General features: G+C 73.1%; 17 protein-coding genes. 10 read left to right on the top strand and 7 right to left on the bottom strand.

What is annotated here, in order from left to right:
• The first annotated feature begins 68 nt into the window (after positions 1 to 68).
• Positions 69 to 1,193, top strand: a complete 1,125-nt coding sequence (locus RM555_RS05655) for an LCP family protein (RefSeq protein WP_311410769.1) — start codon at positions 69 to 71, stop codon at positions 1,191 to 1,193.
• A gap of 6 nt (positions 1,194 to 1,199) precedes the next feature.
• On the opposite strand, the gene RM555_RS05660 is transcribed toward RM555_RS05655, so the two are convergent.
• From RM555_RS05660 to guaB, 4 genes are all read right to left on the bottom strand, one after another.
• A complete protein-coding gene (locus tag RM555_RS05660; RefSeq protein ID WP_311410770.1) occupies positions 1,200 to 2,657 on the bottom strand; it encodes a M1 family metallopeptidase in 1,458 nt (485 codons plus the stop codon).
• A 155-nt stretch (positions 2,658 to 2,812) separates the two neighbouring features.
• Complete coding sequence (locus RM555_RS05665; protein WP_311410771.1) at positions 2,813 to 4,225, bottom strand: M1 family metallopeptidase; 1,413 nt, start codon at positions 4,223 to 4,225, stop codon at positions 2,813 to 2,815.
• Positions 4,226 to 4,274: 49 nt separating this feature from the next.
• Entirely contained in the window at positions 4,275 to 5,393 is a 1,119-nt protein-coding gene (locus RM555_RS05670) for a GuaB3 family IMP dehydrogenase-related protein (protein ID WP_311410772.1), read from the bottom strand.
• A 30-nt stretch (positions 5,394 to 5,423) separates the two neighbouring features.
• Positions 5,424 to 6,986 (bottom strand): IMP dehydrogenase, encoded by a 1,563-nt coding sequence (guaB, locus tag RM555_RS05675; RefSeq protein WP_311410773.1) that lies wholly within the window; start codon positions 6,984 to 6,986, stop codon positions 5,424 to 5,426.
• A gap of 185 nt (positions 6,987 to 7,171) precedes the next feature.
• Between guaB and RM555_RS05680 the strand changes: the two genes are divergently transcribed.
• Positions 7,172 to 7,582, top strand: a complete 411-nt coding sequence (locus RM555_RS05680; protein WP_132230961.1) for a DUF5319 domain-containing protein — start codon at positions 7,172 to 7,174, stop codon at positions 7,580 to 7,582.
• Positions 7,583 to 7,695: 113 nt separating this feature from the next.
• On the opposite strand, the gene RM555_RS05685 is transcribed toward RM555_RS05680, so the two are convergent.
• Positions 7,696 to 8,520: a helix-turn-helix transcriptional regulator gene (locus tag RM555_RS05685; protein WP_311410774.1), complete on the bottom strand. Its 825-nt coding sequence runs from the start codon at positions 8,518 to 8,520 to the stop codon at positions 7,696 to 7,698.
• Positions 8,521 to 8,772: 252 nt separating this feature from the next.
• Between RM555_RS05685 and RM555_RS05690 the strand changes: the two genes are divergently transcribed.
• The gene (locus tag RM555_RS05690) at positions 8,773 to 9,156 is read left to right on the top strand and encodes a WhiB family transcriptional regulator (RefSeq protein WP_089003203.1); all 384 of its coding nucleotides are present in this window, start codon (positions 8,773 to 8,775) and stop codon (positions 9,154 to 9,156) included.
• Between the two features lie 182 nt (positions 9,157 to 9,338).
• Here RM555_RS05690 and groL read toward each other — a convergent pair whose 3' ends face one another.
• Entirely contained in the window at positions 9,339 to 10,985 is a 1,647-nt protein-coding gene (gene groL, locus RM555_RS05695; RefSeq protein ID WP_151456655.1) for a chaperonin GroEL, read from the bottom strand.
• Between the two features lie 70 nt (positions 10,986 to 11,055).
• Positions 11,056 to 11,370 carry a co-chaperone GroES gene (gene groES, locus RM555_RS05700; protein ID WP_088998427.1) on the bottom strand — a complete coding sequence of 105 codons (315 nt, stop codon included), beginning with the start codon at positions 11,368 to 11,370 and terminating at the stop codon, positions 11,056 to 11,058.
• 249 nt (positions 11,371 to 11,619) lie between these two features.
• Here groES and RM555_RS05705 point away from each other — a divergent pair, with 249 nt between their 5' ends.
• From RM555_RS05705 to RM555_RS05735, 7 genes are all read left to right on the top strand, one after another.
• Positions 11,620 to 12,843 carry a THUMP-like domain-containing protein gene (locus tag RM555_RS05705; RefSeq protein ID WP_311410775.1) on the top strand — a complete coding sequence of 408 codons (1,224 nt, stop codon included), beginning with the start codon at positions 11,620 to 11,622 and terminating at the stop codon, positions 12,841 to 12,843.
• Positions 12,844 to 12,904: 61 nt separating this feature from the next.
• Complete coding sequence (gene ybaK, locus RM555_RS05710; protein ID WP_311410776.1) at positions 12,905 to 13,384, top strand: Cys-tRNA(Pro) deacylase; 480 nt, start codon at positions 12,905 to 12,907, stop codon at positions 13,382 to 13,384.
• A gap of 193 nt (positions 13,385 to 13,577) precedes the next feature.
• Complete coding sequence (locus RM555_RS05715; protein WP_311410777.1) at positions 13,578 to 14,675, top strand: sugar ABC transporter substrate-binding protein; 1,098 nt, start codon at positions 13,578 to 13,580, stop codon at positions 14,673 to 14,675.
• Positions 14,676 to 14,780: 105 nt separating this feature from the next.
• On the top strand, positions 14,781 to 15,605 hold the full coding sequence (locus tag RM555_RS05720; RefSeq protein ID WP_311410778.1) for an ATP-binding cassette domain-containing protein: 825 nt from the start codon (positions 14,781 to 14,783) through the stop codon (positions 15,603 to 15,605).
• Positions 15,602 to 16,861, top strand: coding sequence for a sugar ABC transporter permease (locus RM555_RS05725; RefSeq protein WP_311410779.1), 1,260 nt, complete (start codon positions 15,602 to 15,604; stop codon positions 16,859 to 16,861). Before RM555_RS05720 ends, RM555_RS05725 begins: the two co-directional genes overlap by 4 nt.
• A 28-nt stretch (positions 16,862 to 16,889) precedes the next feature.
• Positions 16,890 to 18,071 (top strand): ROK family protein, encoded by a 1,182-nt coding sequence (locus RM555_RS05730; RefSeq protein ID WP_311410780.1) that lies wholly within the window; start codon positions 16,890 to 16,892, stop codon positions 18,069 to 18,071.
• Positions 18,072 to 18,270: 199 nt separating this feature from the next.
• Positions 18,271 to 19,008: a DUF4142 domain-containing protein gene (locus RM555_RS05735; protein ID WP_311410781.1), complete on the top strand. Its 738-nt coding sequence runs from the start codon at positions 18,271 to 18,273 to the stop codon at positions 19,006 to 19,008.
• The last annotated feature ends 454 nt before the right edge of the window (positions 19,009 to 19,462 follow it).

The raw sequence follows: 19,462 nt of genomic DNA on the forward strand, positions 1-19,462 counted from the left end.
CGATCCCGGAGGCGCCCGCCCGCAACTCGGCGCCCCCGTCGACGCGTTGTCATCACCGGGGGTGTCGCATGACTCAGCGGACAGGGGTGCCACGCCCACGATGGGTGCTGGGGCTGGCCGCCGTGGCGGCCGTGGTCCTGGTGGCCGTGGGCGCCCTGGTCGTCACCCGGCTCGTCCGCGACGACGGGCCGCGGCGGGCGATCGGGCCGACGGGCGCCACCGCGACGCCGCAGGCGAGCCCCACCCCGAGCCCGAGCCCGACCGCGCCGCCGGGCGCCGGCGTCACCGGCCCGCTCAACCTCCTGCTCGTCGGGGTGGACACCCGGGTCAGCGTGCCGGGCTGGGAGCCGCACGGCGACGCCGTGCTCGTGCTGCACGTGCCGAAGGGACTCGACCGGGCGTACCTCTTCTCCCTCCCCCGCGACCTGCTGGTCGACATCCCGGCCTTCCCGAAGGCCGGCTACCGCGGCGGCAGGACCAAGCTCACCCACGCGATGAGCTACGGCAGCCGGGTGCCCGGCAGACCGAAGCAGCCGAGCACCGCCCAGGGGTACGAGCTGCTGCGCAGCACGGTCAGCGGCTACACGGGGCTGCGCTTCGACGCCGGCGCGGTGCTCACCTTCAACGGCTTCGACCGGCTCGTGGACAGCCTGGGCGGGGTGGACCTCTACGTCGACCAGCGGGTGGTCTCGCTGCACCGCCGCCCCGACGGCCGGCACCGGGAGCCCGCGCCCGGCGGTGGCGGCTACACCGGGCCGCAGATGGTCTACGAGAAGGGCGAGCGGCACCTCACCGGCTGGCAGGCGCTGGACTACGCCCGGCAGCGCTACGTCACCGGCGGCGGCTACGCCCGACAGCGCCACCAGCAGCAGCTGATCAAGGCGCTGGCCACGAAGATCCTCGGCGAGGACCTGGCCCGGCAGCCGGAGCGCGTCCAGCAGGTGGTCGACGCGCTCGGCGACACCCTGGTCTACGCGGGCGGGCCGCGCGTCGTGGACGTCGCGTACGCCCTCGGCGGGCTCACGCCGGAGAAGTTCGTGCTGGTCGACCTGCCCGGCGCGGGCGTCGGCCGGGGCAGCGCCTACCGGGGCGAGGAACTCACGCAGACCGGGCGGAAGTTCCTCACCGAGCTGCGCGCCGGCCGGGCCGACGCCTACCTCGCCGCCAACCCGAAGCTGCGCGTCACGCGCTGAGCGCCGTCACACCCGCCCGGGACGGTCCGGCCGCTGTTTGCCGTACAGCCACGCCTCGAAGAGGTCGCCGAGCTGCTTGCCCGAGACCCGCTCGGCCAGCGCGACGAACTCGGCCGTGGTCGCGTTCGCGTCGCGCTTCTGTGCCGCCCAGGTCTTCAGGATCTCGAAGAACGCCTTGTCGCCGACGGCCACCCGCAGCGCGTGCACGGTCATCCCGCCGCGCTGGTAGACCGACTCGCTGAACAGGTTCGCCACCCCCGGCTCGCCCGGCGGCGTCCGCCACAGCTGGCCCGAGGAGCCCGCGTACCGGGCGTCGAACTCCTGCTGGGCGGTGCGCCCGCCGTCGTGCTCGGCCCACAGCCACTCGGCGTACGTGGCCAGGCCCTCGTTGAGCCAGATGTCCTGCCACCTCGCCAGCGACACGCTGTTGCCGAACCACTGGTGCGCCATCTCGTGGGCGACCACGGCCGTGTTCTCGCCGCGGGAGAAGAAGCTCGCGGAGTAGACCGGGCGGCTCTGCGTCTCCAGGGCGTACCGGATCCGGGCGTCGGAGATCACCACACCGCCGTACGCCTCGAACGGGTACGGCCCGAAGACGCTCTCCAGGTAGTCGGTCACCTCGACCGTGTCGGCGATCGACCGGTCCGCCGCGCCCGAGGGCAGGTCGGTGGTGACCGCGTGGAACACCGGCCGTCCCTTGTGCTCGCCCTCGGTGATCCGGAACTTCCCGATGACCACCGTGCTCAGGTAGCTCGCCATCGGGCTGCGCTCGGCCCACTTCCAGGTGGTCCAGTCGCCGGTGGTGCTCTTTCCCGCCGGCACACCGTTGCTGACCGCCGTCAGCCCCTTCGGCACGGTGATCTCGAAGTCGTAGGTGGCCTTGTCCGAGGGATGGTCGTTGACGGGGAACCACGTGCTCGCCGACTCGGGCTGGCCGAGCGCGATCGCCCCCTCGTCGGTGTGCAGGAAGCCGCCGCTGCCCAGGACCTCGTTGCGCAGCGGCTCCGGCCTGCCGTCGTACGCGATCTCGACGACGAAGCCGTTGCCCGCGATCAGGCCACGGGCCGGAGTCACGACCAGCTCGTCGCCCTTGCGGCCGTGCTTCGCCGGAGCCCCGTCCACCGTCACGGACCGCACGGTCAGCCCGGCCAGGTCCAGGTTGAACGCGGACAGGTCGCCGGTCGCCGCCGCCTGCACGGTGGTGGTTCCGGTCAACCGGTCCTCCGCCGGGTCGTAGCGCACCTTGACCGTGTAGCGGCTGACGTCGTACCCGCCGTTGCCGTAGGTCGGGAAGTAGGCGTCGCCGGCGCCGGCCGCGCCGAGGAGGAACTGGCGCGGCGCGGCCGGCGCGGCGGTGCTCGGGGCCGGAGCCGGGTCCTCGGCCGACCCGCAGCCGGCCAGCCCCAGCATCCCGGCCAGCAGCAGGCCGGTGCCCGCGCACAGCGTCCGCCGCGACAGCGTCATCGCCTCTTCTCCTCCCTGCGTCGCCGGCTGCCCCACCGGCGAGCGTGGTGGACCCGGGCCGGCCGGTGCCGTCGGCCCCGCCGCACGGGGGCGGGCGGGCAGGCGGGGCCGCGCCGGGTCCGGCCGCAGCCTACCGAGCGCCGACGCGAGCCGCGTCAGGGCAGGGCGGGGGCGCTCCCGCCGACGAGCCAGGCGTCGAAGAACGGGCGCAGGGGCTGCCCGGCGACCCGCTCGGCCAGGGCGATCAGGTCGTCGGTGGTGGCGTTGCCGTCGCGCCGCTCGGCCGTCCAGGTCCGCAGGATGCGGAAGAACGTCTCGTCGCCGACCGTGCGGCGCAGCGCGTGCACGGCGAGCGCGCCACGCTTGTAGACGGCCGCACCGAACAACCGGGACCGTCCGGGGTCGACGGACGGCCGGGACCAGTCGGTTGCGGCGTACTCCAGCTCGAAGTTGCGCTGCGCGGTACGGCCGCCGTCGTGCTCCTCCCACAGCCACTCCGCGTAGCTGGCGAAGCCCTCGTTGAGCCAGATGTCGCTCCACCGGCTCAGCGCCACGCTGTTGCCGAACCACTGGTGGGCCAGCTCGTGCGCGACCACCCCCGGGTTGGGTCGCCCGGCACGAAAGAAGCCCGGCCCGTAGACCGGCCGGGACTGGGTCTCCAGCGCGTAGCCGATCCGGGCGTCGGTGACCACGACGCCGCCGTAGGAGTCGAACGGGTACGGCCCGAAGCGGCTGGCCAGGAAGTCGGCGATCTCGCCGGTGCGGGCCAGCGAGGCGGCCTCCGGCCCGTCCTCCGGCAGGCTCGCCGGCACCGCCGTGACCATCGGCTTACCGGCGTGCGTGCCGCTGCGCACCCGGTAGTCGCCGATCACCAGGGTCGTCAGGTAGCTGGCCATCGGCGACCGCTCGACCCAGCGCCAGGTGGTCCAGCCGGCGGCGCTGGTCCGCTCCCCCGGCACCCCGTTGCTCAGCGCGGCCAGCCCGTCCGGGACGGTCACCTCGATGTCGTAGGTGGCCTTGTCGGACGGGTGGTCGTTGACCGGGAACCAGGTGGCCGCCGACCAGGGTTGGCCGAGGGCGATCGCCCCGTCGGCGGTGTGCAGGAAGCCGCCGCTGCCGAGCTGCCCGTCGGCCTTGGCCGCCGGCACGCCGGAGTAGTCCACCTCGACGACGAACCGGGCGCCCCGGGAAAGGCCGTCGCGCGGGGTGACCACCAGCTCGCCGCCGTCGCGGGCGGACCCGGCCGGCCGGCCGTCGACGGCCACCCGCGACACGTCCAGCCCGGCGAGGTCCAGGTTGAACCGGGACAGCCCGCTGGTCGCGGTGGCCGTCAGCGCGGCCCGCCCGGAGAGCCGGTCGGTTGCCGGGTCGTAGCGGACCGCGAGCCGGTAGCCCGCGACGTCGTAGCCGCCGTTGCCGGCCCCCGGGACGTACGGGTCGCCGAGGTCGACCGCCCCGGGCCGGAAGCCGCCCCGCTCGTCGCCGCCGTCGGTGCAGGCCGCGAACACCAGGGCCGCGACGACGGCGACGGCGAGCGCGGGGCGGATCCGGGGGCGGGTACGACGCACCGGCCGAGCCTATCGGCGCGGCCGGTGCGGGTGGTGCTGCTTGCGCAGGTCAGCGGTCGAGGACCAGGCCGACCTTCTGGAACTCCTTCAGGTCGCGGTAGCCGCACTTGGCCATCGCGCGGCGCAGACCACCGAAGAGGTTGAGCTGGCCGTCCGGCTCGTCGGCCGGCCCGAAGAGCAGCTGCTCCATCGAGCCGAGCGGGTCGCCGGCGGTCTCGAACGCGCCCCGGGGCAGCGACGGGTGGCTGGCGGCGGAGTGCCACCAGGCGCCACCGGCCGGCGCCTCGGCGCAGAGCGACAGCGGCTCGCCGAGCATCACCGCGTCGGCGCCGCAGCCGAGGGCCTTGGCGATGTCGCCCGAGGTCTGGATGTCGCCGTCGGCGATCAGGTGCACGTACCGGCCGCCGGTCTCGTCGAGGTAGTCCCGGCGGGCCGCCGCCGCGTCGGCGATCGCGGTCGCCATCGGCACCCGGATGCCCAGCACCGACTCGGTGGTGGACCACTCGTCGCCGCCGATGCCGACGATGACGCCGGCCGCCCCCGTACGCATCAGGTGCAGCGCGGTCTTGTAGTCGGTGCAGCCGCCGACGACGACCGGGAGGTCCAGGTCGGCGATGAACTCCTTGAGGTTCAGCGGCTCGTCGGTGGTCGAGACGTGCTCGGCGGAGACGATGGTGCCCTGGATGACGAGGATGTCGACGCCGGCGTCGAGGATCACCGGGGCCAGCGCCAGGGTGTGCTGCGGCGAGACCCGCACCGCCACGGTGCCGCCGCCGGCGCGCAGCTCGCGGACCCGCTCGGCGATCAGGTCGGGGCGGATCGGCTCCGCGTAGACCTCCTGGAGCCGCTTGGTGGCGCGGGCGTCCTCGTCGAGCCCGGACAGCTCCTCCAGGACCTTGGTCGGGTTCTCGTAGCGGGTCCACAGGCCCTCGACGTTGAGCACGCCGAGGCCGCCGAGCTGGCCGAGCCGGACGGCGGAGGCCGGGCTCATCGTCGCGTCCGACGGGTGCCCGACGCAGGGGATGCCGAACTGGTACGCGTCGAGCTGCCAGGCGGTGGAGACGTCGTCGACGTCCCGGGTCCGGCGGCTCGGCACGATGGCGATGTCGTCCAGGTGGTAACCGCGCTGCGCGGTCTTGCCCAGCCCGATCTCGACCACGTCACGCATGGGGGACTCCAGTTGTCGCAGGGGGGATGGTCAGCGGGAGTGGTAGTTGGGCGCCTCGACCGTCATCTGGATGTCGTGCGGGTGGCTCTCCTTGAGCCCCGCCGCCGTGATCCGGATGAGCTGACCGCGGCGGTGCAGCTCGGGGATGCTCTCCGCGCCGACGTACCCCATCGCCGCGCGCAGCCCACCGGTGAGCTGGTGGGCGACCGCGGACAGCGGGCCCCGGTAGGGCACCTGGCCCTCCACGCCCTCGGGGACCAGCTTGTCCTCGGCGAGCACGTCCTGCTGGAAGTAGCGGTCCTTGGAGTAGGACTTGCCCTGGCCCCGGGACTGCATCGCGCCGAGCGAGCCCATGCCCCGGTAGGCCTTGTACTGCTTGCCGTTGATGAAGATCAGCTCGCCGGGGCTCTCCTCGCAGCCGGCCAGCAGGCTGCCGAGCATCACCGTGTCGGCGCCCGCGACGAGCGCCTTGGCGATGTCGCCCGAGTATTGAATGCCGCCGTCGCCGATGACCGGGACGCCGGCCGGCCGCGCGGCCCGCGCGGCCTCCATGATCGCGGTGATCTGCGGTACGCCCACCCCGGCGACGATCCGGGTGGTGCAGATCGCGCCCGGCCCGACGCCGACCTTCACGCCGTCGGCGCCCGCCTCGACCAGCGCCCGGGCGCCGGCGTAGGTGGCGACGTTGCCGCCGACGATGTCGATGGTGACGTCCTTCTTGAGCTGGGCGACCATCTCCAGCACCGCCCGCTGGTGGCCGTGCGCGGTGTCCACGATCAGCACGTCGACGCCCGCGTCCACCAGCGCCCGCGCCCGCTTGTAGGCGTCGTCGCCCACCCCGACGGCGGCGGCGACCCGCAGCCGGCCGGCGTCGTCCTTGGTGGCGTTCGGGTACTGCTCGCTCTTGGTGAAGTCCTTGACCGTGATCAGGCCGCGCAGCCGGCCCGAGTCGTCGACGATCGGCAGCTTCTCGACCTTGTGCTGGCGCAGCAGGTCGAGCGCGTCCTCCTTGCGCACCCCGACCGGGGCGGTGACCAGCGGGGTGCGGGTCATGATCTGGTGGACCGGGGTGGCCGGGTCGGAGACGAACCGCATGTCGCGGTTGGTGACGATGCCGACGAGCTGGCCCTCGCCGTCCACGACGGGCACGCCGGAGATGCGGTAGCGCCCGCAGAGGGCGTCGACGTCGCGCAGGGTGTCGTCGGGGCTGGCGGTCACCGGGTTGGTGATCATGCCGGACTCGGAGCGCTTCACCAGGTCGACCTGGAGCGCCTGGTCCTCCAGGGAGAGGTTGCGGTGCAGCACGCCGATGCCGCCCTGGCGGGCCATGGCGATCGCCATCCGGGCCTCGGTCACCGTGTCCATCGCGCTGGAGAGCAGCGGGATGCTCAGGCTGATGTTGCGGGTCAGCTTCGTCACCGTGTTGACCCGGCTCGGCACCACGTCCGACTCGCCCGGCTGGAGCAGCACGTCGTCGAAGGTCAACCCGAGCGGAACCACCCGGGCGGAGCCGGCGGGCAGCTCCGGCAGGTGGCCGCCCAGCTCGCCGCTGTCGGCGCCGGCCGGTAGATCGGTGCTGGGCGAAAATTCCACGATTGCTCCCCTGAGCTGCTCGGACGGGCTTCAGCGAGGTGGCGCGGGCGGGCACCGGCACACGCCGGGTGACGGGCGCGTCGTCCCATCGTACCCACCGGCACGGGCCGTTCCCGGGCGGTGGCAGCCCAGGTCACCGGCGGCGGGGGCGGACGCGGCCCCGGCGTTGGGTCTACGGTGAGGGGGTGCACGACGAGCCCATCGACCCCTTCAACGGCGACCCGGCTGATCCGGCCGCCGGCCTGCACGATCCGGGCGACGACGCCCCGCTCGACCCGCTGACCGACGTCGAGCGACAGGACGTGCTGGAGGATCTCGCCGACCTGGAGATCTACCAGGCGCTTCTGGCGCCGATCGGGGTGCGCGGGTTGGTCATCGAGTGCGAGGACTGCCGGGAGCCGCACTACTTCGACTGGGACCTGCTGCGGGGCAACCTGCGCCACCTGCTCAGCTCGGGGCGTCCCCGGGTGCACGAGCCGGCCTACGACCCCGACCCGGACCACTACGTCACCTGGGACTACGCCCGTGGCTACGCCGACGGGGTGCACGACACCCTGACCGAGGGCGCCGACGAGGAGCCCGACGCCGAACGCTGAGGCGGGCCGGGGCCGCACCGGCGGGGCCCGGGCCACCCGCCCGGCTCCGCGCGCCGAGGCGTCCCGGCCCCCGCTCCGCGCCCCGAGGCGTCCTGGGCGGCCGTACCGCTGGTTCAGGCCACCAGGCCGGCGCGGAAACCGGCCGCCACCGCGTGCGCGCGGTCCCGCGCGCCGAGCTTGCGGAACAGCCGCCGCGCGTGGGTCTTCACGGTGTCCTCCGAGACGAACAGCTCCCGGCCGATCTCGGCGTTGCTCTTGCCCTCCGCCATGCCCAGCAGCACCTGGAGTTCGCGTTCGGTCAGCCCGACCTGGGACCGGCCGCCGCGCGGGCCGGGCCCGGACCGCCGCCCGGGGGGCGTGGCCTCGGCCGGCTCGTCGGCGGGCTCGGCCGGGTCGTCGCCGCGCTGCGCCGGCACCACCGTCGGGGTGCCGCCCGGGCCGTCGGGGGCCGTCGCCTGCCAGCTGGATCCCGGTTCGGCCGGCGGCCGGCCGGCCGGGCCGGTACGGGCGGGACCGCCGACCGCCGCGGTGTCCCGGGCCGGGTCGGTGGCCGGGCGTCGGGCTGCCCGGCCGGGCGAGGAGAGCAGCAGCAGGGCCTTGGCCACCGCGCTGGTCAGGTCCTGGTCGACGCCCTGGATGAGGCCCCGGGCACCCGCGCTGATGGTGGCCGCGGCGGCCTCCGACTCCTCCGTGCCGAGCAGCAGCACGGAGGCCTGCGGCGCGCGGGCGAGCACCCGCCGGACGAAGCCCGCGCTGTCCGGCCGGGTGAGGGCCGTGTCCGCGAGCACCACGTCGGCGGGGCGCTCGGCCAGCCGCAGCATCACCTCGGGATCGGAGACCGCCGTCCGCACCACGGCGGACAGCCCGAGCCGTGCCGCCGCGGACGCGAGATGTTGCGCCGCGAGCGGCGTCCGAACGCACACGAGAACCGTACGCACAGTGGTCTCCTCTCCGTCCAAGAGCAGACCATGACCGGGTCGGGTCGCGAGGGGGTTCGGGCAATCCAACGAACTTTTCCGACAAGTGGGGCATATGCCGCCAGTTGCCGGAAGTTTTCGATCACAGGCGTGTGAGCCGGCGACGGCCCGGGTACGGAGGTCCCAGGCCGGAAACGGCGCGCCTGCGCGGACCGTCGCCCGGACGCCGATTCACCAGGATCTGCGCGGTGCCGCGCGGGAGGAGGGGTGCTGATGTCGAACGTACGCAGACTGCCCGGACCCATCGTCGACCTCTGGGACTGGCAGCGGCTCGGTGCCTGCCGGGGCCGGGACAGCGCGCAGTTCTTCCACCCGGACGGCGAGCGTGGCTCGTCCCGCCTGCGCCGGGAGTCCGGCGCGAAGGCCGTCTGCCGCGCCTGCCCGGTGCGGGCCGAGTGCGCCGCCCACGCCCTCGCCGTGCGCGAGCCGTACGGCGTCTGGGGCGGCTTCAGCGAGTCGGAGCGGCTGCGGCTGCTCGCCGTCGGCTGGGAGGACCTGGCCGACCGCCGCCAGAGCCGGGTCGACGTGGCCCGGCTGGAGGCCCGCCTGGGCCAGCCGCACCGGTCGACCGTCCCCGCCCAGCGCAAGATCGCCTGAGCCGGCGACCTCCTCGAGACCACACCGACGCCGCGTCCCCGCCCGGGGACGCGGCGTCGCGGCGTTCCCACCCGTGGTTGGCGACGCACCGGCCGGCCGATGGTCACGCCCCCGGCCCGCCGAAAGGCGTCGGGGCGCACCGTCACACGGACGGTGCGCCCCGACCGGGCGTACGGCGAGGGTCAGAAGCCCGGGCCGTGCTGGTGGCCGTGGCCGTGGCTGTGGCCGTGCCCACCGGCGGCGGCCGGCTCGGCCTTCTCCGGCTTCTCCACCACGAGGCTCTCCGTGGTGAGCAGCAGGCCGGCGATCGACGCCGCGTTGGTGACCGCGTTGCGGGTCACCTTCACCGGGTCGACGATGCCGGACTTCGCCAGGTCGACGTACTCGCCGGTGGCGGCGTCGAGGCCGTGGCCCCACTCCTTGCCGGCGACCTTCTGCACCACGACGTAGCCGTCGTGGCCGGCGTTCTGGGCGATCCAGCGCAGCGGCTCGACCAGCGACTTGCGCACGATCGAGACGCCGACCTTCTCGTCCCCGGTGAAGCCGAGGTCGTCGTCGAGCGCCGGCAGGATCTGCACCAGGGCGGCGCCGCCGCCGGGGACGGTGCCCTCCTCGACCGCGGCCTTGGTCGCGGCGATCGCGTCCTCGATGCGGTGCTTGCGCTCCTTCATCTCGACCTCGGTCGCGGCGCCGACCTTGATGACCGCGATGCCGCCGGACAGCTTGGCCAGCCGCTCGGCGAGCTTCTCCCGGTCCCAGTCGGAGTCCGAGGCCTCGATCTCCTTGCGGATCTGCGCGACCCGGTCGGCGACCTCGCTCGACTTGCCGCCGCCGTCGACGACCGTCGTGTTCTCCTTGTCGACCACCACGCGCCGGGCGGTGCCGAGCACCTCCAGGCCCACCTGGTCGAGCTTGTAGCCCAGCTCGGGCGCGACCAGCTCGGCGCCGGTGAGGATCGCCATGTCCTGGAGCATCGCCTTGCGCCGGTCACCGAAGCCGGGGGCCTTGACCGCGCAGACCTTCAGGGTCTTGCGGATCGAGTTGACCACCAGCGTCGACAGCGCCTGGCCGTCGACGTCCTCGGCGATGATCAGCAGCGGCTTGCTGTTCTGGAGGACCTTCTCCAGCAGCGGCAGCAGCTCCTCGATCGCCGAGATCTTCTGGGTCGTGATCAGGATGTACGGGTCCTCCAGGACCGACTCCTGCGACTCCATGTCGGTGACGAAGTTGGGCGAGATGAAGCCCTTGTCGAACTGGAGACCCTCGGTCACGTCCAGCTCGGTGTGCAGGGCGGAGCCTTCCTCGACGGTGATGACACCGTCGCGGCCGACCCTCTCCATCGCCTCGGCGATCAGCTCGCCGATCGTGGCGTCCTGCGCGGAGATCGTCGCGACGTGCGCGATCGACTTCTTGTCGGCGACCTCGACCGCGCGGCCGAGCAGCGCCTCGGAGACCTTGGCGGCTGCCGCGTCGATGCCCCGCTTGAGGCCGGCCGGGTTGGCGCCGGCCGTGACGTTGCGCAGGCCCTCGCGGACCATCGCCTGGGCCAGCACGGTGGCGGTGGTGGTCCCGTCGCCGGCGACGTCGTTGGTCTTGGTCGCCACCTCCTTGACCAGCTGCGCACCGAGGTTCTCGTAGGGGTTGGTGAGCTCGATCTCCTTGGCGATGGTCACGCCGTCGTTGGTGATCGTGGGCACACCGAACTTCTTGTCCAGGACGACGTTGCGCCCGCGCGGGCCGAGGGTGACCTTGACCGCGTCCGCGAGGGCGTTGACACCGTGCTCGAGCAGGTGCCGGGCGTCGTCCGAGAAGCTCAGGATCTTCGCCATGAATGTCCCTTCGAAGCGACGTCGCCCCGGCCCGGCGAGCCGGACCGGGGCGACGACACTGATCGGTTGCTTACTTCTCGATGACCGCGAGGACGTCGCGGGCGGAGAGCACCAGGTACTCCTCGCCGGCGTACTTGACCTCGGTGCCGCCGTACTTCGAGTAGAGGACGGTGTCGCCGACCTTCACGTCGACCGGCACGCGGTTGCCCTTGTCGTCGATCCGGCCCGGGCCGACAGCGAGGACGGTGCCCTCCTGCGGCTTCTCCTTGGCGGTGTCGGGGATCACGATGCCGGAGGCGGTGGTGGTCTCGGCCTCGTTCGCCTGGACCACGATGCGGTCCTCGAGCGGCTTGATCGCAACCTTGGTCGCGGTAGTCACGGGCATACCCTCCCGGGTACTTGGTTTCGTTACCGGCCGGCATGCCGACCAGCGTCAATCTGCCACATGCCACCGGGCGGGGCCGTCGTCGCGGGTGCCGGTCCGCCTGGCGTTCAGCAGCCGGACCATGGGGCCCGGAAGCTGGCACCCTCGGGGTGAGAGTGCTAATCGCAGGTTATTCCTCGGCTAGCACTCCGTCAAGGAGAGTGCCAACCCGCCGGCCGGCGCGTCGGGTCCGCCGACCACAATGACCGGGTGGATCTCGACCAGTTCGCCGCCCTGCGTACGCCCGAGGGGTCGGCCGCGCTCGCCGCCGCCGCGCGGGTGGCCGGCGGCGATCCGCTGACCGCGGCGGCCGCGCTCCGCTCGACGGGGCTGCCGGCCGACCTGGCGTCGGCCGCCCTCACCCAGGCCGAGCTGCGCCGCCGGGCGGTCGGCAAGTTCGGGCCGGCGGCGGCGGGGATGTTCCTCACCCGGGCCGGGCTGGAGCAGGCCACGCGGGGCGTCGTCGCGGCACGGCGGGCCGAGCGGCTGCGGGCCGCCGGGGTGCGCACGCTCGCCGACCTCGGCTGCGGCCTCGGCGCGGACGCGCTCGCCGCCGCCCGCGCCGGCATCCGGGTGTACGGCGTGGAGGCCGACCCGCTGACCGCCGCGATGGCCGCCGCGAACGCCGAGGCGGCCGGGCTGGCCGAGCTGTTCACGGTGGAGTGCGGCGACGCCACGGCGTTCGACGTGGACCGGGTCGACGGGGTGTTCTGCGACCCGGCGCGCCGGAAGGCGGGCACCGGGCGGCGGATCTTCGACCCGAACGCCTACTCGCCGCCCTGGGACTTCGTCGTCGGGCTGGCCGAGCGGGTGCCGCACACCGTCGTGAAGGTGGCGCCCGGCATCGACCACGCGCTGGTCCCGGCGGGCGCCGAGGCGGAGTGGGTGAGCGTCGACGGCGACCTGGTCGAGGCGGCCCTGTGGTGCGGCGAACTGGCGCAGGTCCCCCGCCGCGCCACCCTGCTGCGCGGTAAGGAAGGGCCCCCTGTTAACGCTTCCGGTAGAGGAAGGGTCCCCTGCCATCAGGTGACGGGCTCCGGGGACGCCGAAGCACCGGTCGGCCCGGCGCGCCGCTTCCTGTACGACCCGGATCCGGCGGTGGTCCGCGCCCACCTGGTCGCGGAGCTGGCCGAGACGCTGGGCGCGACGCTGGCGGACCCGAGCATCGCCTACCTCTACGCGGACGCGCCGACGCCGACGCCGTTCGCCCGCTGCCTGGAGGTCACCGACGTGCTGCCGTTCTCGCTCAAGCGGCTGCGGGCGCTGCTGCGGGAGCGCCGGGTCGGCCGGGTGGAGATCCTCAAGCGGGGGTCCGCACTGGAGCCGGAGAAGCTCCGCCGGGACCTGCGGCTGGCCGGGGACGAGGCGGCCAGCCTGGTGCTGACGCGGGTCGCCGGGGCGCCGACGGTACTGGTCTGCCGGCCGGTCGGGTAGCGCGGGGGCGTCCGGCCTTTTCGGCTCGCGGGTCGTACGGGGTCGGGTTAGCTTGACCGTCATGGCGGGACAGGGCACTCCGGCGACCGCGCTGCTGACCAAGCGGAAGATCGCCCACAGCACCCATCCGTACGACGTCTCCCCGGACGCGCCCCACTACGGTGCGCTGGTCGCGGCGGCCCTGGGGGTGCCGCCGGAGCGGGTCTTCAAGTCGCTGGTCGCCGAGGTCGACGGCACGCTGACGGTGGCGGTCGTGCCGGTCACCGGCGAGCTGGACCTCAAGGCGCTCGCCGCGGCGGTCGGCGGCAAGCGGGCCGCCATGGCGGACCGGGCGGTCGCCGAACGGGCCACCGGCTACGTGCGCGGCGGGATCAGCCCGCTCGGCCAGCGCCGGCGGCTGACCACGGTGCTCGACTCGTCGGCGCTCGACCATCCCACCGTCTACGTCTCGGCGGGCCGGCGCGGGCTCCAGCTCCAGCTCGCCCCGCAGGATCTCGTCGCCCTCACCGGGGCGGTCACGGCCCCGCTGTCGGCCCGCTGAGCTGCGCCGCTCCCCTCGGCCGGGAGAGAGCGCTCCCCGGTGGGCGACGGCCGGGTGTCAGGGACGTTGCTGAATTGTTACTGCCGACAACAAACTCGCCACCTCGGCGCTCTTGTGCCCACGGCGCGAACCGGAATACGTTGCCGGACACAACAAACCAACATCATCCCCCACCCCCGAAAGGACCCTGCTGATGCGCAAGGGCTTCCTCACCTTCGCCGCTGTGGGCCTGCTGGCCGCCGGCGGCCTGACCGCCTGCGGCGACGACTCCGGTTCCGATGCCGGCGGCTCCACCGAGAAGAAGCCGAAGATCGGCGTGATCCTGCCGGACAGCAAGTCCTCCGCCCGCTGGGAGGGCGCGGACCGCAAGTTCCTGACGGAGGCGTTCCAGGCGGCCGGCGTCGACTTCGACATCCAGAACGCCCAGGGCGACAAGACGGCGTTCCAGACCATCGCCGACCAGATGATCACCAACGGCGTCACCGCCCTGATGATCGTCAACCTGGACTCCGGCACCGGCAAGGCCGTGCTCGACAAGGCGAAGTCCCAGGGCGTGGCGACCATCGACTACGACCGGCTCACGCTGGGCGGCTCGGCCACCTACTACGTCAGCTTTGACAACGAGGTCGTCGGCAAGCTCCAGGGCGAGGGCCTGAGCAAGTGCCTGACCGACAAGGGCGCCAAGAACCCGGTGGTGGCGTACCTCAACGGCTCGCCGACCGACAACAACGCCACCCTGTTCAAGAACGGGTACGACTCGGTGCTCAAGCCGAAGTTCGACTCGAAGGAGTACACCAAGGGCCCGGACCAGAACGTGCCGGAGTGGGACAACGCCCAGGCGGCCACCATCTTCGAGCAGATGCTCACCCAGCAGCGCGGCAAGATCGACGGCGTGCTCGCCGCCAACGACGGCCTCGGCAACGCGGCCATCTCGGTGCTGAAGAAGAACAAGCTCAACGGCAAGGTCCCGGTGACCGGCCAGGACGCCACCCCGCAGGGCCTGCAGAACATCCTCTCCGGCGACCAGTGCATGACCGTCTACAAGGCGATCAAGGAGGAGGCGAAGGCCGCCTCGGACCTGGCCATCGCGGTCGCCAAGGGTGAGAAGAAGGAGACCGGCCAGACGGTCAAGGACCCGGAGGGCGGCCGGGACGTCCCGTCGGTCCTGCTGACCCCGAAGCTGATCTTCAAGGAGAACGTCAAGGACGTCATCGCCGACGGCTTCGTCACCAAGGACGAGGTCTGCGCCGGGGCGTACGCCAAGCTCTGCGCCGACGCCGGCATCAGCTGACCCGTACCCGATTCCACGCGCACGCCGCCCGGCACGGACCCTGTGCCGGGCGGCGGTTCGCGCCGGACGGGATCCGAGACCTCCCCTCCACCTGAAGGAGCCCCCGTGTCCGCAACCCCCCTGCTGGAGCTACGCGGGATCGACAAGAGCTTCGGTCCCGTCCAGGTCCTGCGTGACGTCGCCTTCTCCGCCCATCCGGGCGAGGTGACCGCGCTGGTCGGCGACAACGGCGCCGGCAAGTCGACCCTCGTCAAGTGCATCAGCGGCATCTACCCCACCGACGCCGGCGAGTTCCGTTTCGACGGCCGGCCGGTGACCATCAACAGCCCCCGCGACGCCGCCGCGCTCGGCATCGAGGTCGTCTACCAGGACCTCGCGCTCTGCGACAACCTCGACATCGTGCAGAACATGTTCCTCGGCCGGGAGAAGCGCAGCGGCATCGTGCTCGACGAGCCGACCATGGAGCAGATGGCCGCCGACACCCTCGCGGGGCTGAGCGTACGGACCGTGAAGTCGCTGCGGCAGCACGTCTCCAGCCTCTCCGGCGGCCAGCGCCAGACCGTGGCGATCGCCAAGGCCGTGCTCTGGAACAGCAGGCTCGTCATCCTCGACGAGCCGACCGCCGCGCTCGGCGTCGCGCAGACCGCCCAGGTGCTCGAACTGGTCCGCCGGCTCGCCGACAACGGCCTCGCCGTGGTGCTCATCTCGCACAACATGAACGACGTCTTCGCCGTCTCCGACCGGATCGCCGCGCTCTACCTCGGCCAGATGGTCGCCCAGGTGAAGACCACCGACATCACCCACTCGCAGGTGGTCGAGCTGATCACCGCCGGCCGCTCCGGCGGGCTCGGGCTCGCCACCGAGCCGGCCAACGGCGGCAACGGGCACGGCGCGGAGCCGGCCGGCAGCAACCCAGGAGGCGCCCGATGACCACCACCGTCGTGCACAAGGACGGCCCGGCGGCCGTCACACCGCCGGCCACCCTCGGCAGCCACGTCCGCAACTACCTCGGCCGGGTCCGTGGCGGCGACATCGGGGCGCTGCCCGCCGTGCTCGGCCTGGTCGTGCTCTGCACGGTCTTCTCGATCATGCAGCCGACGTTCCTCAGCGCCGGCAACTTCGCCAACCTGTTCACCCAGGGCGCGGCGGTCACGCTGATCGCGATGGGGCTGGTCTTCGTCCTGCTGCTCGGCGAGATCGACCTCTCCGCCGGCTTCGCCAGCGGCGTCTGCGCCGCCGTCCTCGCCAACGTGGTCACGGTGCTCGGCTACCCGTGGTACGTGGCCGTGCTCGCCGCGATCGTCACCGGCGTGGTGATCGGCACCATCCTCGGCTTCCTGGTCGCGAAGATCGGCATCCCGTCCTTCGTGGTGACCCTCGCCGGGTTCCTCGCCTTCCAGGGCATCGTGCTGATGCTGATGGAGGAGGGCGCCAACATCTCCGTCCGCGACGAGGTGCTGGTGGCCATCGCCAACCGCAACCTCCCGCCCGTCCTGGGCTGGCTGCTGGCCGCCGTGGCGGTCGCCGGCTACGCGGCCGTGCAACTGCTCCGGCACCGTACGCGGGTCGCCCGGGGTCTGGTCACCGACCCGATCGCGGTGGTCTTCGCCCGCATCGGCGGGCTGGCCCTCATCCTCGGCGTGGCGGTCTTCATCCTCAACCTGGAGCGCAGCCGCAACGTCGTGATCAGCTCGCTCAAGGGCGTGCCGATCGTGGTGCCGATCATCGCGGTGCTGCTGGTCTTCTGGACCTTCGTGCTCCAGCGCACCAGCTACGGCCGGCACGTCTACGCGGTGGGCGGCAACAAGGAGGCGGCGCGCCGGGCGGGCATCAACGTGGACCGCATCCGCATCTCGGTCTTCGTCATCTGCTCCTCGATGGCGGCCGTCGGCGGCATCGTCGCCGCCAGCCGGGCCAACTCGGTGGACCCCAACACAGGCGGCAGTGATGTACTGCTCTACGCGGTCGGCGCGGCGGTCATCGGAGGCACCAGTCTCTTCGGCGGCAAGGGCCGCGTGCTCGACGCCGTCCTCGGTGGCGCGGTCGTGGCGGTCATCGACAACGGGATGGGTCTGATGGGATACAGCTCGGGGGTGAAGTACGTGGTCACCGGCGTGGTGCTGCTGCTCGCCGCCAGCGTGGACGCGTTCTCCCGCCGGCGTTCCACCTCCACCGGCAACCGCTGACCGCGCGGCACCGGAAGTGACGACAGCGATGCGCGCAGGACCGAGCCAGGACGAGATCCGTCGGCAGAACCTGGGCGCGTTGCTGCGGTACGTGCACGTGCACGGGGCCACCACCCGTGCCGAGCTCACCACCACGCTGGGCCTCAACCGCAGCACCATCGGCGCGCTGACCGCCGACCTGGCCGGCGCCGGGCTGGTCAGCGAGGGGACGCCGAAGGAGACCGGTCGGGCCGGACGACCGTCGCTGGTCGTCCGGCCCGAGTCGGACCGGGTGCACGCGTACGCGTACAGCATCGAGGTGGACCGGCTGCGCGCCGCGCGGATCGGTCTCGGCGGCGCGGTGCTCGACCGCCGGGAGCTGGACCGCCCCCGGGGTCTGACCGCCGCGGAGGCCGCCCCGCTGCTGGCCGGGGCGGTCAAGGAGATGCAGCAGAGCGCGCCGGCGGACGCCGTCTGCGTCGGCGCGGGCGTCGCGGTCTGCGGCATGGTCCGCCGCGACGACGGGCTGGTCCGGCTGGGCCCCACCACCGGATGGGTGGACGAGCCGATCGGCGCGGCGCTCGGCGCCGAGCTGGGCTGCAACGTGCCGGTCACGGTGGGAAACGTGGCCGACGTGGCGGCCTTCGCCGAGCATGCCCGGGGCGCGGCGGCCGGCTGCGACAACGTCATCTACCTGTACGGGGACGTGGGCGTCGGCGCCGGCATCATCGCCGGTGGGCGCCGGCTGACCGGGCACGGCGGCTACGGCGGCGAGGTCGGCCACATGGTGGTCGTCCGGGACGGCGCGCCCTGCGAGTGCGGCTCCCGGGGCTGCTGGGAGACCGAGATCGGCGAGCACGCGCTGCTGCGCGCGGCCGGCCACTCCGACGCGCGAGGCCGCGACGCGCTGCTGGCCGTCTTCGACGCCGCCGACCGGGGCGACCTGCGGGCGCAGACGGCGGTACGCCAGGCCGGCGACTGGCTCGGCTTCGGGGTGGCCAACCTGGTGAACATCTTCAACCCGGAGATGGTCATCTTCGGCGGCGGCATGCGGGACCTCTACCTCGCGGCGGCGGCCCAGGTCCGCAGCCGGCTCAACTCGATGGCCCTGCCCGCCTGCCTGGAACACGTCCGGCTGCGCACCCCGAAGCTCGGGGACGACGCGGCGCTGATCGGCGCCGCCGAACTGGCCTTCGAGCGCCTGCTGGCGGACCCCCTCGACGTCGGCTGACCGGCCCCGCCCGCCCCCCGTCCCACCTGCCCCGCCCGTGCCGTGCCGTGCCGACGAATGGCGGACAGGTGCCGGCGCGGGCGGGCCGGGCCGGTGAACCGTTCGGGCGGTCCGTCCGTACCAGTGCGCGGACGGGCGAAGGCGGAGGCGTCGCCCGGCCCGGACTCGTTTCGGACCGGACCGAGGAGACACCACGGACATGACACCGCTCAGATCCGCCCGTCGCCGACCGGGACACCGCAGCGGTCGCCTGGCGGCGCTGCTCGTCACGATCGCCGCCGGGCTCGGGGTGCTGCCCGGCGTGGCCGTCGCCGCGCCGGGCGGTCAACAGCTCAACGCGGCCGACGCCGCCCTGCTCAACGGGGTACGCCTGGCCGGGCTCTGGGAGATGCCCGCCGGGCAGTTGGCCGCCGACAAGGGGCAGAGCGCGAAGGTACGCGAGATCGGCGCCGGCATCGCCACCGAGCACGAGGAACTGGACCGGCTCACGGTCGAGGCGGCCAACAAGCTCGGGGCGAGCATCCCGAGCGACCCGACGGCCGAGCAGAAGGGCTGGCTGACGGAGATGCAGAACGCCTCCGGCGCCCGCTTCGACCAGATCTTCGTCACCCGGCTCCGGGTCGCCCACGGCAAGATCTTCCCGGTCATCGGGGCGGTCCGCGCCAGCACCCGCGACCCGGTGATCCGCAAGCTCGCCGACGACGCCAACCGGTTCGTCCTGCACCACATGCAGATGCTGGAGAGCACCGGGCTGGTGCGCTGGCCGGAACTGCCGCCGGCCGCCCTGCCCGCCCCCGGCGACGACGGCCTGCTCGCCGCCGCCTCCGCCAACTCCGGCCCGCCGATCGGGGTCAGCAGCACGGTGGTCTGGCTGGTCTTCCTCGCCGCGCTCGGCACGGGAGGCGTCGCCACGTACCGTATCCTGCGCCGCACCTGAGCACGGCGTCCTCCCGGCGGCCACGGACCGGGAGGCCGTCGAACCGCAGGGGGATCCTGCCGCTGGCGGTGTGGCGGTGTGGCGGTGTGGCGGTGTGGCGGCTGGGCGGTGTAGCTGCCTGGCTGCTCGCGGCCCTGCTTTCTATGTCCTGCTGTTCGCGGCCCGGCCGACGACGTTACTTTCGGTAATCGTCAGGGGTGTCACGCCGTCGCCACCGGGTACCCGCCTCGGTCCCTTTGCTCTGCAGCCATCCATGCACCAGCAACGGAGGGTGGCTGGTGCGTCGGCGGCTGCAGAGCAAAGGGCACGTGAGGACAATCGGCCGGCTCAGTGACCGCGAGAAGAAACCGCTGGTCAGCAGCCTCAGTGCCGAAAACGAGTCCGCTCGCGCGTGGAATCCAGGCAGATTCGACTACCCTGCGTGACAATTGTGGCCCCTCGCGAGCATCGTCAC

The organism is Micromonospora reichwaldensis (genome assembly GCF_031845925.1).
GTDB lineage: Bacteria > Actinomycetota > Actinomycetes > Mycobacteriales > Micromonosporaceae > Micromonospora > Micromonospora reichwaldensis.

Bases quoted from the DNA above. Each gene is read 5' to 3' on its own strand.
- RM555_RS05655 (WP_311410769.1), top strand. From the start codon at position 69: ATGACTCAGCGGACAGGGGTGCCACGCCCACGATGGGTGCTGGGGCTG.
- RM555_RS05660 (WP_311410770.1), bottom strand. From the start codon at position 2,657: ATGACGCTGTCGCGGCGGACGCTGTGCGCGGGCACCGGCCTGCTGCTG.
- RM555_RS05670 (WP_311410772.1), bottom strand. From the start codon at position 5,393: ATGCGTGACGTGGTCGAGATCGGGCTGGGCAAGACCGCGCAGCGCGGT.
- RM555_RS05690 (WP_089003203.1), top strand. From the start codon at position 8,773: ATGTCGAACGTACGCAGACTGCCCGGACCCATCGTCGACCTCTGGGAC.
- groL (WP_151456655.1), bottom strand. From the start codon at position 10,985: ATGGCGAAGATCCTGAGCTTCTCGGACGACGCCCGGCACCTGCTCGAG.
- groES (WP_088998427.1), bottom strand. From the start codon at position 11,370: ATGCCCGTGACTACCGCGACCAAGGTTGCGATCAAGCCGCTCGAGGAC.
- ybaK (WP_311410776.1), top strand. From the start codon at position 12,905: ATGGCGGGACAGGGCACTCCGGCGACCGCGCTGCTGACCAAGCGGAAG.
- RM555_RS05715 (WP_311410777.1), top strand. From the start codon at position 13,578: ATGCGCAAGGGCTTCCTCACCTTCGCCGCTGTGGGCCTGCTGGCCGCC.
- RM555_RS05725 (WP_311410779.1), top strand. From the start codon at position 15,602: ATGACCACCACCGTCGTGCACAAGGACGGCCCGGCGGCCGTCACACCG.
- RM555_RS05730 (WP_311410780.1), top strand. From the start codon at position 16,890: ATGCGCGCAGGACCGAGCCAGGACGAGATCCGTCGGCAGAACCTGGGC.
- RM555_RS05735 (WP_311410781.1), top strand. From the start codon at position 18,271: ATGACACCGCTCAGATCCGCCCGTCGCCGACCGGGACACCGCAGCGGT.